Raw genomic sequence first — 11,998 nt, 5'->3', positions numbered from 1 at the left:
ATGCCCAAGGGATACTGGATCGCTCGCGTCGATATTCGCGATCCTGAACGCTACAAGGATTATGTTGCCGCTGCCAAGCCGGCGTTCGAGCGCTTCGGAGCCAAGTTCCTGGCGCGCGGCGGCGAGCACGAAAACGCCGAAGGTCCCGGCCGGGCGCGCAATGTCATCATCGAGTTCGACTCGCTGGCAACGGCGCATGATTGCTACCATTCGCCGGAATACCAGCGCGCCGCCGCCATCCGCCAGCAGGTCGCGGACGGTGAGATCGTCCTGGTCGAGGGCAGCTGAGCCCTCGACGTGCTGCTGTCGTGTCCCCGTTCCGTCTGTCCGCCAGTTTTCTATGCGCGGTCGAGAACGTGGATCGACGGCCGGCTGGGGGACAGGTGGATGGCTTGGCCGACTTCGAACAGGCCGGTTTCGCCGGGGTTCGGGCTATCCACCAGCCAATAGCCGATGCCCGGTATCTTGATCAGGTATTCGGCGATATTGCCGAGGAACATGACGCGGCTGACTGTGCCGATGAAGTCGCCTTTTGCGGCGTCAAGTCTGACAGCTTCCGGCCGTACGACCAGCGTAACCCTCGACTTTTTCTCAAGTCCCGGCGTGCCCGGAAGGGTCAGGGTCTTGCCGGCCACTTCCACGGAATTTTTGTCCACGACAGTCGCCGACACAAAATTGGCCTTGCCGATGAAGTCGGCAACAAAGCGGCTGGCCGGGCGGGCGTAGACCGTGTGGGGCGACCCAACCTGCTCGACGACACCCCCATTCATCACGACGATATCGTCGGAAATGCTCATGGCCTCGACCTGGTCGTGGGTGACGTAGATGCTAGTTATGCCGAGCCGCTGCTGCAGTTCGCGGATTTCGATGCGCATCTGGTCACGCAGCTTGGCATCGAGATTGGAGAGCGGTTCGTCGAACAAAAGGACGCGCGGCTCCATGACGATGCAACGCGCCAGCGCAACGCGCTGCTGTTGCCCGCCGGACAGCTGGTTCGGCGAGCGGCGGGCGAGATTGTTTAGCCCGGTCTGCTCAAGCACCCGCTTCACGCGCTCTTCGATGTCCGCCTTGGAGAATTTGCGAAGGCGCAGACCGAAGGCGACGTTTTCGAACACGTCGAGATGCGGGAAGATGGCATAGGACTGGAACACCATCGCCGCGTCGCGCGTGTTCGGCGGCTCGTCATTGATGCGCTTGTCGCCGAACCAGATGTCGCCGGATGTCGGCTCCTCGAAGCCGGCGATCATGCGCAAAAGCGTGGTCTTGCCGCAGCCAGACGGGCCGAGCAGGGTAACCAACTTGCCCTCGGCAATTTCGAGGTTGACGTCCTTGACCGCTGCGACCGATGTGCCGTCGGGGCCCGGAAACAGCTTGTTGAGCCCGGCTATCCTGATTCCTTGAGCCATTAATATCTCACCATCGATGTGTGGCGAGACCAGCGCCCCACGAATGCACTTATGACGCCGATCGCGACCAGCACGATCAGGATCACGACAACACTATAGGCGGCGGCGACGCCGAGGCGGCCGGAGCCGACCTGATTGAGGATCTGCACTGTCATCAGGTTCCAGTTCGCCGACACGAGGAATATGGCCGCGCTGATCGCCGTCATCGCGCGCACGAAGGCGTAGACAAGACCCGAGAAAAAGGCCGGCGCGATCAGCGGCAGCGTGACTTTTCTAAATGTCGTCAACCCATCGGCGCCGAGGTTCTGCGCCGCTTCCTCGATCGACGGATCGATCTGGCGTAGCACGGCGATGCCGGATTGAATGCCGACCGGCATGTAGCGGAACACGAAGCACAGGACGAGGATCGCCAGGGTGCCGGTCAAGACGATCGGCTGGGAATTGAAGGCAAGGATGTAGCCGATGCCGACAACCGTTCCGGGGACGGCGAAGCTGAGGATCGATCCGAATTCCAGCGCGGTTCGGCCCGGGAAGGTTCGCCGCACCACCAGGAACGCCACCAGCATGCCGAAGATGCCGCTGATCGGGGTCGAGACGATGGCCACGATCAATGTGTCCTTCACCGTGTCGAGGCCGACATCGAAGACATAGATGAAATGGTCGGCCGTCGGTGTGTAGTTGAAGCCCCAGACCTTGGTGAATGCGCCGACGAAGATGACGGCGTAGAAGGCTGAGACGAAGAGAGCAAACAGCAACACGAAGGCATAAAGCATCCACTTCGCCGGCTCACTGACGATCTTCGATGTCGAGGCGGTCGGTTTGCCGGTGACGGTGATGTACTGGCGCTTGGCCAGATAGTAGCGCTGGATGGCAAAAGCGGTCAGCGAAGGGATCAGCAAGATGATCGCAAGCGTTGCGCCCCGCGCGAGGTTGAATGAGCCCGTGATCTCCAGATAGGCCTGCGGCGCCAGCATTGGGAACGCCGCGCCGGCAAGAACCAGCGGATTGCCGAAATCGGCCATGGATTCGATGAAAACGACGAGAAAGGCTCCCGCGATGCCCGGCAGCGACAAGGGGAAGCTGACCTTCCAGAAAGTCTGCCAGCGCGTCGCGCCGATGTTGAGCGCGGCGTCCTCCAGGGTCGGGCTGATCGAGGCCAGCACGCCTCGCAGCGACAGGTAGGCGATCGGCGCGAAGGTGAACACCTGCGACAGCACCACGCCGTGGAAGCCGTAGATTGAAAAATCCTCCAGACCCAGCAACTGCCGTGTGATGAGCCCGTTGAATCCGAACAGGAACAGGATCGATACCGCGCTGACGAAGGGCGGTGAGACGATCGGCAACAGTGTTATGTAGTGGAGCAGCGACTTGCCCGGAACGTTTAGCCGCGCCAGAACGAAAGCCGCCACGAAACCTATGATGACGCTGATCACACCGACAAATGCCGCAACGCCAAGGCTGTTGACCAACGCATTGCGATAGAGCTTGCGCTCACCCAGCGACCAATATTCCGACAGCGTCCATTGCCCGTCGACCTGCACGCTGGCCAAGAGGACCTTGGCCAGCGGATAGACGACAAACAGCACAATGGAAGCGGCGATTATACCTAATAGCGCGAGAAGAATCGGATCCCGCGCCAGTAGCTTCAATTCCTGGCGTGCTTTGAAAAACAAGTGAACTTGCCCTTACTGGCCGAGAACTTCCTTGGCCCAGCGCTCGACCAGCCGCTTCTTGTTCTCCGCAGCGAAGCCCGCGTCGGCGGCAACCAGCTTGATGGAATCCAGTGCCGGAACGCCGGTGCCGCCGCTGACGTCGGAACGGATCGGCAGGAAGTAGGTCTTGGAAGCGCTCAAAGCGCCCTGTCCATCGGTAGACGTCATCCAGTCGACCAGCTTCTTCGCTTCATCCGCATGTTGCGCGCCCTTGAGGATCGACATCGCTGCGACCTCGTAGCCTACGCCTTCACTCGGGAAGACCACCTTGACGGGGAAACCTTCGTCCGCAAGCTTGAGGAAGCCCGGCGTGAACTGGATCGCCAACGGCGTCTCGCCCACGCCAAGCGCGCCGCTCGGTGCGGTTCCGCTTTGCGTGTAGGTCTGCACGTTGGGGTTGAGCGCCTTCATGTATTCGAATGCGCCATCCTCGCCGCGCTCCTTGATCAGCGTCAGCATCATCGCATAGGCGGTGCCCGAAGACTGCGGTGACGGCATCTGGATCAGGCCCTTGTAGGCCGGGTTCTTCAGGTCTTCCCACGACGTCGGAACGGGCGCCTTGCGGCTTTCCAGGATGTCGGTGCGAACGCCGAAGGCAATCGGGTTGGTGTAGATTGCGTGCCAGAAACCGTCCTTGTCCTTGAACTCATCGGTGAGTTTGTCGGCATTGGCGGAGGCGTATGGCTCGGTCAGGCCGCGCTCCTTGGCAAGGATGTGGTTTTCGCTCGGCGCGCCAAACCAGACATCGGCCTGCGGGCTGGCCTTTTCGGCTTCGATACGGGAGAGCGCCGGGCCCGACGACAGGAACACCATCTGGACTTCGACGCCGCTGGCTTTGGAGAAAGCGTCCAGAAGTTTCTTGGCGTTCTCTTCGTCGACGCTGGAATAGACGACCAAAGCGTGAGCCGAAGTGACTGCCATGAACGACGCGAACGCGGTCGCCAGGATACGAGTAGGAAATTTCATGCACTGCCTCCCAAGGAATTTCAATCTGGTAGAAATTAATGAGCTGGCAAATTATCGATCGCGTTCCGCATGGTCAATGCAATGACAAAATAGTGATACTTCCGTCAGGCGTGCGACCACTCGGTGGCGGCGTTTGGCACGGCCTCGCAACTGGGATTTGTTAACGGAGATCGGCTAGGTTTCCACGCCATGATTTTGATCGGCCCAGCCATGGCGCGACCTTTCGATACGTGCCGATTTCCGGAACCGATCGATGCTTGCTGAGCCCTTGCCCAATACCGGTTCGGAGACCACAGCGCCGGGCGTCGTCATTCTCGGCGGCGCGCATGGCACGCTTGCCTTGGCGCGCAGCCTGGCAGCGATGGGCGTTCCGGTTACGCTTGTCAGCAACGATACGCCGCTGCCCGGCTGGTCGCGCCATGTGAGCCGCAAATTCAGCTGGCCCGGCCCGGACGCGCCGGACGCAACCTCTCGCCTGCTGGATCTTGCGGCAAAGCATGGCCTTGCGGGTGCACTGCTCATCGCCGGCGGCGATGCCGAGGTGCAGATGGTCTCGCGCTCGCTGGATGCCCTGTCAGCTGTCTATCGCGTCTCCCTGCCAGCCTGGGAGCAACTGCAATGGGTTTGCGAGAAGCCGCTTCTTTATCGCCGCGCGGCTGAACTCGGTCTGGCCGTCCCGCTGACTTATGCCTTCGCTTCGGTGGAGGAGGCGGAGCGGGCCGAGATGCATTTTCCTGTCGTGCTGAAGCCCAACATGGGCGGCGGCGACAGCGCGCTGGCGCGCGCCAAGGTGGTTCGCGCCGACGACAAGGCGGGCTTTCTTGCAGCCTTCGAAGTTGCCGCTCGCGAGATCGGTGCCGCAAATGTGGTCGTTCAGCAATTGATACCCGGTGGCGGCAAGGCCCAGTTCTCATACGCAGGGCTGTGGAACCATGGCGAACCTGTCGTCGAGTTCACGGCACGGCGCCTGCGGCAGTATCCGGTCGAATTCGGCTACACCAGCACCTTTGTACAGGTGGTCGAGCAGCCGGAGGCGGTTGCTGTCTCCCGGCGACTGCTCTCGTCGGTCAGCCATCACGGATTGGTGGAAATCGAATTCAAGCACGATGCCCGTGATGGTGGCTTGAAGCTGCTCGACGTCAATCCACGACCGTGGTCGTGGTTTGGCCTTGCCGGTGCGGCCGGGCTCGATCTCGGCGCCATGCTTTGGGCGACTGCGACTGGCGTCGATGTTGGAATGGGCACAGCGCAGGTCGGCACGGCGTGGATGTATCTGGCGCGCGACATGGTGGCCGCCGCGCAGCTCATGGCGAGGGGCGAGCTTTCGCTGCGTGACTATCTGGGTTCCTTCCGCGCTGTGAAGACGTGGGCGGCTTTTGCGCCGAATGACCCGGTACCGGGCGTCCTCGACCTGCCGTTGACGGCGTGGCGGGTGCTGACCCGCCGCGTGCTGAAGGAGCGGACGGGCGCATGAGCTTGAAAGCTGCCGCGAAAAGGATTCTGCGCAACGCCGCCATACGGGGCGGGTTGGAGGCGGTGGCGCTGAGCAACGCCGGCGCGCTTTGGCCTTCGGTAGCCGGGCGCGGCGTGATCTTCACGCTGCATCATGTAAGGCCAGCACAAACCGACACGTATCAGCCGAACGCGCTTTTGTCGGTGACGCCGCAGTTCCTCGATCAGGCGATCGAAGTCGCGCTGCAAGCGGGCCTGGTACCGGTTGCGCTGGAGGATTTGCCGGACTTGCTGGCCGACCCCAAAGACAGTCGCCGGTTCGTGTGCTTCACGCTGGACGACGGCTACCGCAACAATGCCGAACATGCAGCACCTGTCTTTCGCAAGCACGGGGTGCCGTACACGATTTTCATCTGCAAGGGCTTTGTCGAACGCACCCGGTCGATGTGGTGGGAGACCGCCGAGGCGCTGACCCGCGACAAGGATGCATTGGCGTTCGATTTCGGAAACGGGCCGGAAACGCAAGTGATGCGGACCGCGGGTGAGAAGCAGGCGGCCTTCGAGCGCATTTCCGGCTTTGTCCAGACGGTGGAAGAGGACGAGGCGGTGGCGCGGCTGGATGCGGCGGCACGCGAGAACGGCATCGAACCGCTGTCTATCGTCGAGCGGCTGGTGATGGATCACAAGGAACTGCGCGACCTCGCCCGCGATCCGCTCGCCCGTTTTGGCGCGCACACGCTGACCCACGTCAACCTCAAGCGCATCGAAGCCGAACGGCTGCGGCGGGAGATCGCCGGTTCGATCGAGGCGGTTGAAAGCTATGTCGGCCGCAAGCCCGCCAGCCTTGCTTACCCATACGGCTACGCGACTGCGGTCGGCGAGCGGGAGTTTGCGGCGGCGGCCGAGGCGGGGTTGAAGATTGCTGTCACGACGCAGCCAGGGGTTCTGGCTGCTGCGAACCTGAAGCGCCCGACGGCGTTCAACCGTGTGTCGTTGAACGGTCTCTATCAGCAGAAGCGCTATGTGCGGGCGCTGATCTCGGGCATACCGTTCAAGCTGATGTAGGCAGCGCGGGAAAGCCCGCGCTGCCACACGGTCCGTCAGAGGATAAAGCGCGACAGGTCCGTGTTCCTCGACAGGTCGCCGACATGCTTCTGCACATAGGCGGCGTCGATGGTGACGGCGGTGCCGTTGCGGTCCGGCGCGTCGTAGGAGATATCGTCCAGCACGCGCTCCATCACCGTCTGCAAGCGGCGCGCGCCGATGTTTTCGACCGACGCGTTGAGATCGACGGCGATGCCGGCCAGCGAATCGATGGCGTCGTCGGTGAACTCGAGCGTGACCCCTTCGGTCGCCATCAGCGCCACATACTGCTTGATCAGGCTGGCTTCCGTCTCGGTGAGGATGCGCACGAAGTCTTCCTTTTCCAGCGCACGCAACTCGACGCGGATCGGCAGGCGGCCCTGAAGTTCAGGCAAAAGGTCGGACGGCTTCGAGACGTGGAAGGCGCCTGACGCGATGAACAGGATGTGGTCCGTCTTGACCGGTCCGTATTTGGTCGCGACCGTGGTGCCTTCGACCAGCGGCAGAAGATCGCGCTGCACGCCTTCGCGCGAAGGTCCGCCCGATATGTCGGAGCGCGCGGCGATCTTGTCGATCTCGTCGAGGAAGACGATGCCGTCATTGGCGGTTGCTTCCAGTGCGCGGCGCACCACTTCGTCCTGATCGAGCAGCTTGTCGGACTCGTCGTTGATCAAGACCTCGTAGGAATCCTTGACGGTGGTCTTGCGCGTCTTGGTGCGCTTGCCGCCCATCGCCTTGGACAGCATGTCGTTGATGTTCATGACGCCGATATTGGCGCCCGGCATTCCGGGGATTTCGAAGCCGGGCATGCCGCCGGTTCCGGTATCGGCGACTTCGACCTCGATCTCCTTGTCGTCGAGTTCGCCGTCGCGCAGCTTCTTGCGGAAACTGTCGCGCGTGGCGGGTGATGCGGTCTTGCCGACGAGCGCTTCCAGGACGCGTTCCTCTGCATTGAGGTGGGCGCGCGCCTTAACGTCTTCGCGCATCTTCTCTCGTTGCAAGCCGATGGCGACCTCGACCAGGTCACGCACGATCTGCTCGACGTCGCGGCCGACATAGCCGACCTCGGTGAATTTGGTCGCCTCGACCTTGACGAAGGGGGCACCAGCGAGCTTGGCCAGCCGGCGCGAGATCTCGGTCTTGCCGACGCCGGTCGGGCCGATCATCAGGATGTTCTTGGGCATGACCTCTTCGCGCATCTGGCCTTCAAGCTGCTGGCGGCGCCAGCGATTGCGCAGCGCGATCGCCACGGCGCGCTTGGCGTCCTTCTGGCCGATGATGAAACGGTCGAGTTCGGAAACGATTTCGCGGGGGGAAAAACTACTCATATGGACAACTCATGAAACGAGGATGGCGTTTATGTATGAGACGGCAGCCGGCGTACAAGACCCGCCGGCAACAGGGCGAGCAGGCGATTGCGCAGGCTATGCCAGCCGGCGCTGAGCGAAAGCACCAGGGCTCCCAGCACCAGCATGGTCAGCGGCACAACACCTTGGCTGAAGCCGATCTGCGTGATCAGCGAGCCGAAGGCGATGCCGGCATAGGAAAGGCCGGAGACAAGCACCGCGCGCCGGTCGACCAGAACGGCGACGATGGCAAGGCCGAGGAAGATGGCGAGGATGCCGACCGAAGCGGCGATGGTCAGGCCGCCGGTTCCGATCAGGCCACTGACAAGCGGATGGACGACCAGCGGCGCGGCCAGCATGTGCAGCCAGAAGGCGATGTCGGTGCGCCGGGTCTGGCGCTTCGGGTCGCTGAGATCGAAACGCATGGCGAGCGCAAACACGCCGATGCCGCAAGCCAGGAGTATCGGCCGGGCGAACGTTTCGGCAAGATCCGGTACAACGCCGAACACAAGCCCCAACACGCTGGCGACCAGGGCCGCGACACCGGCGGCAAAGGTGATCGGGATATGAAAGCGCCGGTAGTGCAGCGCAGTCGCGGCAATGGTGACAAGGCCTGCAATGACCACCGGCCAGTTCTCGTTGGTGACGACGCTCAGGCTGAAGTCGTCGAGGCCCGATGCAAGAAGCAATGCGGCGATGAAGATCGAAGCCGCAAAGGCCAGAAGCAGGACGATGCTGGGCAGCGCCATACGGCGCTGGCGGGCGAAATATTCCGCCAGCAGCCAGCTTGCAGCCGCAACCACCAACCCGCAGCCAAACCCGCCAAGCGATTGGCTGGCAAAGTAAGACAATGCGCTGAGGAAAAGCGCGATGCCGATGGTGACGAAAATGTCGCCGAAGCCGTTGATGAAGCGGAATTGCTCGTCATCGACTTGATCTGCGGGCGATGCGGCTGCGGCATTGCCTTCCAGATATTGCAACATTTCCACTTGTTGGGTCGTCAACACGCCCTGTGCGACAGCGCGATCGAGCGTCGTGGCCGAAATGGAAGCTGAAGGGGTGGCCGCCATGCCTCAAAGCCCTCCTTGCCACGCTTTGACGGCATCCAACGGGTACACCAGCATCAGGACGTTGAGCGTCAAATTATCGCGGATCAGGTAGCCGACGACGATTTCAAACGCGATTGCCAGCACCACGGTTACCCAGACTGGCAGGCGGGCGGCGAGGAAGAAGCCGAGCACCATGAACAGCGTGTCGGACACCGAATTCAGGATCGAATCGCCGAAGTAGTCGAGCGAGATGGTCGCTTCGCGGTAGCGGTTGATGATGATGGGGCTGTTCTCGAGGATTTCCCAGCCGGCCTCGATCAGTGTGGCTAGCGAAAGCCTTGTCCAGATGGACGAGCTGCGCAGTACCAGCCAAAGCAGGAAATAGAACAGGAAGCCGTGGATGACATGGGAGAACGTGTACCAGTCGGCGATATGCTGGGAGTTTTCCGAACTGACGACCACGCCTTGCCAGAGTTTCACGTAGCCGCAGGTGCAGATCGCCGGATGGCCTTGCCAGTAGAGCACGATGGCCTGAATGGCGATGAGGCCAGCGACAACCGCGAGCCCCGCCCGCCATGAAAGCTGCAAAGCCGCCGGCCCGCCGCGATTGGCTGCATCTGTCATTCGTCTATGTCCCCCTCTGGCGAATCGATTGCCATCAGCAATACGCGACCATATTGCGACGTTCTTTCGCCAAGTGAACGAAAACCTGCCTTTTCATAGGCACGAATGGCGCGGCCATTGTCCGGATGCGGGTCGATGACGACGCGCGGCGCGCCTTCCTCGAACAATTCCGCCACGAATTGCCTGACGATGGCCGAGCCATGGCCGATGCCGATCAGGTCCGGCACACCGATGGTGAGGTCGATGCCGAGCGTGCCGAAGGGCTGGTCCGCATAGGGGTGATCGTCTTCCATATGCGGATCGTAGGCCTGCAGGTAGGCGATCGCCTTTCCATCGAGTTCGGCGATCAGCGGTTCGACCGAGACGCTGTCGATATGGTCGCGAATGGCGGCGAGTTCCTGTTGCGGGTCATCCCACCATTCGGCCACATGCGGTTCGGCAAGCCACCTTGCGATCAAAGGCAGGTCAGCCCTTGTGACCGGCCGAAAATCATAGATGGCGGCCTGTTCAGGCCGCATCGATGACTTCGACGACGAAATTGTTGTTGGTGTAGACGCAGATGTCGGATGCGATCTGCATTGCCTTGCGGGCGATCTCCTCGGCATCCTTGTCGGTGTCGATCAGCGCGCGGGCGGCCGCGAGCGCATAGTTGCCGCCGGAACCGATGGCCATGACGCCGTCTTCCGGTTCCAGCACGTCGCCATTGCCGGTAAGCGCCAGCGACACCGACTTGTCGGCGACCAGCATCATCGCTTCCAGCCGGCGCAGATAACGGTCGGTGCGCCAGTCCTTGGCGAGTTCGACGCAGGCGCGTGTCAACTGGTCGGGATATTGTTCGAGCTTGGCTTCCAGACGCTCCAGAAGGGTGAAGGCGTCGGCGGTGGCGCCCGCAAAACCGGCGATGACATTGCCGCCCTTACCGATGCGGCGAACCTTTTTCGCGTTGCCCTTCATGATGGTCTGGCCAAGGCTGACCTGGCCGTCGCCGGCAATCACCACCTTGCCGCCCTTACGCACGGTCACGATGGTCGTGGCGTGCATGGAAAGTTCATTGGACATATGTAGCTCCGATGTCGCGCCATCCCTTCCTAGGCGATTGGCGCGTTACGAGGAATATTTTCGCATATGTATGCTGCAAATGGCCGATTGCAAACTGGCAAGGATCAAGCGCCGCAGCCTGCTTTGTAAACTGGCAATCGCCGGATCATGCTGCTAGAAGGCTCTCGCTTTCAAGCGCTGAAGTCATCGACTTTTGCCAGTGCAGCGACGAGGATCATGTGATGTCACTCCGTTCCGCCGAGGTGAGCCGCAAGACGAAGGAAACCGAGATCACGGTTTCCGTGCATGTCGACGGCAGCGGCAAGTCCGACATTTCGACCGGCGTCGGCTTCTTCGACCACATGCTCGACCAGTTGTCGCGCCATTCGCTGATCGACATGACGGTGAAGGCCAAGGGTGACCTGCACATCGACGATCACCACACGGTGGAAGATACCGGCATCGTGCTCGGGCAGGCGCTTGCCAAGGCGCTCGGCGAGCGGCGCGGCATCATGCGCTATGCCTCGATCGACCTTGCCATGGACGAGACGCTGACGCGCGCGGCAATTGATGTGTCGGGACGCCCGTTCCTTGTCTGGAATGTCGGCTTTTCCTCGCCGAAGATCGGCACCTTCGATACCGAATTGGTGCGCGAATTCTTCCAGGCGCTGTCCCAGCACGCGGGCATCACGCTGCACGTGACCAACCACTACGGCGCCAACAACCACCACATTGCCGAAACCTGCTTCAAGGCGGTGGCGCGAGCGCTGCGCGCCGCCACCGAAGCCGATCCGCGCCAGCCCGACGCGGTGCCTTCCACCAAGGGATCTCTGAAGGGATAGGCATGGCTAGCTATGTGGTTATGCTGCCGCCGGGCGGCAGTCCCGAGCAACGGCTGGAACAGGCGGTCTTCCTGCGCGACGGCTATTCGTGGCTGGGATTTTTGGTGCCACCGCTCTGGCTTCTGTGGCATCGCCTCTGGCTTGAGGCGATACTCGCCTTCCTGGCAATGGCCTTGTTTTCGGGGTTGGGCGAGGCATTGAACCTGCCACTGGTGGGCGGGCTGCTTGGCCTTTTGGTCTCGCTTTATGTCGGGCTGGAAGGGCAGGCGATGCGGGTTGCGGCGCTGCGCCGGCGCGGCTGGCAGGACTGGGGCGTTATCGAAGCCGACCGGGCCGACACTGCTGACCTCAGATACAGCCTCGCCGCCACGGAAGAACCGGTAGCAACGGAGCCTGCCGTCACCATCGTGCCTGCCGCAGCCGCGCCCCGCTCCACGCAGGCGACGCTCGGCCTCGTTTCCTATCCCCAAAGGCCCTGAC

The 11,998-nt window shown here is 61.9% G+C and carries 13 protein-coding genes; 5 read left to right on the top strand and 8 right to left on the bottom strand.

What is annotated here, in order from left to right:
• The gene (locus ACODTY_RS04450) at positions 1-288 is read left to right on the top strand and encodes a DUF1330 domain-containing protein (RefSeq protein WP_488993074.1); all 288 of its coding nucleotides are present in this window, start codon (positions 1-3) and stop codon (positions 286-288) included.
• Between the two features lie 50 nt (positions 289-338).
• Here ACODTY_RS04450 and ACODTY_RS04445 read toward each other — a convergent pair whose 3' ends face one another.
• From ACODTY_RS04445 to ACODTY_RS04435, 3 genes are read right to left on the bottom strand one after another with little or no spacing between them, the layout of a single operon-like run.
• Positions 339-1,406 (bottom strand): ABC transporter ATP-binding protein, encoded by a 1,068-nt coding sequence (locus ACODTY_RS04445; protein ID WP_488993073.1) that lies wholly within the window; start codon positions 1,404-1,406, stop codon positions 339-341.
• A complete protein-coding gene (locus tag ACODTY_RS04440; RefSeq protein ID WP_488993072.1) occupies positions 1,406-3,079 on the bottom strand; it encodes an ABC transporter permease in 1,674 nt (557 codons plus the stop codon). The genes ACODTY_RS04445 and ACODTY_RS04440 overlap by 1 nt, the downstream gene beginning before the upstream one ends.
• A 12-nt stretch (positions 3,080-3,091) precedes the next feature.
• Entirely contained in the window at positions 3,092-4,084 is a 993-nt protein-coding gene (locus ACODTY_RS04435) for an ABC transporter substrate-binding protein (RefSeq protein WP_488993071.1), read from the bottom strand.
• Between the two features lie 253 nt (positions 4,085-4,337).
• Here ACODTY_RS04435 and ACODTY_RS04430 point away from each other — a divergent pair, with 253 nt between their 5' ends.
• Positions 4,338-5,558, top strand: coding sequence for a carboxylate--amine ligase (locus ACODTY_RS04430; protein WP_488993070.1), 1,221 nt, complete (start codon positions 4,338-4,340; stop codon positions 5,556-5,558).
• Positions 5,555-6,601, top strand: a complete 1,047-nt coding sequence (locus tag ACODTY_RS04425) for a polysaccharide deacetylase family protein (protein ID WP_488993069.1) — start codon at positions 5,555-5,557, stop codon at positions 6,599-6,601. Before ACODTY_RS04430 ends, ACODTY_RS04425 begins: the two co-directional genes overlap by 4 nt.
• A 35-nt stretch (positions 6,602-6,636) precedes the next feature.
• On the opposite strand, the gene hslU is transcribed toward ACODTY_RS04425, so the two are convergent.
• Genes hslU through hslV form a run of 5 tightly spaced genes read right to left on the bottom strand, consistent with a single transcriptional unit; the run spans position 6,637 to position 10,697 of the window.
• Complete coding sequence (hslU, locus tag ACODTY_RS04420) at positions 6,637-7,947, bottom strand: ATP-dependent protease ATPase subunit HslU (protein ID WP_488993068.1); 1,311 nt, start codon at positions 7,945-7,947, stop codon at positions 6,637-6,639.
• Positions 7,948-7,976: 29 nt separating this feature from the next.
• Positions 7,977-9,035 (bottom strand): hypothetical protein, encoded by a 1,059-nt coding sequence (locus tag ACODTY_RS04415; protein WP_488993067.1) that lies wholly within the window; start codon positions 9,033-9,035, stop codon positions 7,977-7,979.
• Between the two features lie 3 nt (positions 9,036-9,038).
• Complete coding sequence (locus ACODTY_RS04410) at positions 9,039-9,638, bottom strand: DUF2585 domain-containing protein (protein ID WP_488993066.1); 600 nt, start codon at positions 9,636-9,638, stop codon at positions 9,039-9,041.
• Positions 9,635-10,156, bottom strand: coding sequence for a GNAT family N-acetyltransferase (locus ACODTY_RS04405; protein WP_488993065.1), 522 nt, complete (start codon positions 10,154-10,156; stop codon positions 9,635-9,637). The genes ACODTY_RS04410 and ACODTY_RS04405 overlap by 4 nt, the downstream gene beginning before the upstream one ends.
• Complete coding sequence (gene hslV / locus ACODTY_RS04400) at positions 10,146-10,697, bottom strand: ATP-dependent protease subunit HslV (protein WP_488993064.1); 552 nt, start codon at positions 10,695-10,697, stop codon at positions 10,146-10,148. Before hslV ends, ACODTY_RS04405 begins: the two co-directional genes overlap by 11 nt.
• A gap of 221 nt (positions 10,698-10,918) precedes the next feature.
• Here hslV and hisB point away from each other — a divergent pair, with 221 nt between their 5' ends.
• Both hisB and ACODTY_RS04390 read left to right on the top strand, forming a co-directional pair.
• Positions 10,919-11,518, top strand: a complete 600-nt coding sequence (hisB, locus tag ACODTY_RS04395) for an imidazoleglycerol-phosphate dehydratase HisB (protein WP_488993063.1) — start codon at positions 10,919-10,921, stop codon at positions 11,516-11,518.
• A gap of 2 nt (positions 11,519-11,520) precedes the next feature.
• Positions 11,521-11,997, top strand: a complete 477-nt coding sequence (locus tag ACODTY_RS04390; RefSeq protein WP_488993062.1) for a DUF2628 domain-containing protein — start codon at positions 11,521-11,523, stop codon at positions 11,995-11,997.
• Position 11,998 lies beyond the last annotated feature (1 nt).

The sequence above is a fragment of the Mesorhizobium sp. FG116 genome, from assembly GCF_057809835.1.
This window is presented reverse-complemented; position numbering and strand designations above follow the sequence as displayed.

Excerpts from the sequence above, each read along its gene's own strand:
- ACODTY_RS04450 (WP_488993074.1), top strand. The coding sequence starts at position 1 with ATGCCCAAGGGATACTGGATCGCTCGCGTCGATATTCGCGATCCTGAA.
- ACODTY_RS04445 (WP_488993073.1), bottom strand. The coding sequence starts at position 1,406 with ATGGCTCAAGGAATCAGGATAGCCGGGCTCAACAAGCTGTTTCCGGGC.
- ACODTY_RS04435 (WP_488993071.1), bottom strand. The coding sequence starts at position 4,084 with ATGAAATTTCCTACTCGTATCCTGGCGACCGCGTTCGCGTCGTTCATG.
- ACODTY_RS04430 (WP_488993070.1), top strand. The coding sequence starts at position 4,338 with ATGCTTGCTGAGCCCTTGCCCAATACCGGTTCGGAGACCACAGCGCCG.
- ACODTY_RS04425 (WP_488993069.1), top strand. The coding sequence starts at position 5,555 with ATGAGCTTGAAAGCTGCCGCGAAAAGGATTCTGCGCAACGCCGCCATA.
- hslU (WP_488993068.1), bottom strand. The coding sequence starts at position 7,947 with ATGAGTAGTTTTTCCCCCCGCGAAATCGTTTCCGAACTCGACCGTTTC.
- ACODTY_RS04415 (WP_488993067.1), bottom strand. The coding sequence starts at position 9,035 with ATGGCGGCCACCCCTTCAGCTTCCATTTCGGCCACGACGCTCGATCGC.
- ACODTY_RS04410 (WP_488993066.1), bottom strand. The coding sequence starts at position 9,638 with ATGACAGATGCAGCCAATCGCGGCGGGCCGGCGGCTTTGCAGCTTTCA.
- ACODTY_RS04405 (WP_488993065.1), bottom strand. The coding sequence starts at position 10,156 with ATGCGGCCTGAACAGGCCGCCATCTATGATTTTCGGCCGGTCACAAGG.
- hslV (WP_488993064.1), bottom strand. The coding sequence starts at position 10,697 with ATGTCCAATGAACTTTCCATGCACGCCACGACCATCGTGACCGTGCGT.
- hisB (WP_488993063.1), top strand. The coding sequence starts at position 10,919 with ATGTCACTCCGTTCCGCCGAGGTGAGCCGCAAGACGAAGGAAACCGAG.
- ACODTY_RS04390 (WP_488993062.1), top strand. The coding sequence starts at position 11,521 with ATGGCTAGCTATGTGGTTATGCTGCCGCCGGGCGGCAGTCCCGAGCAA.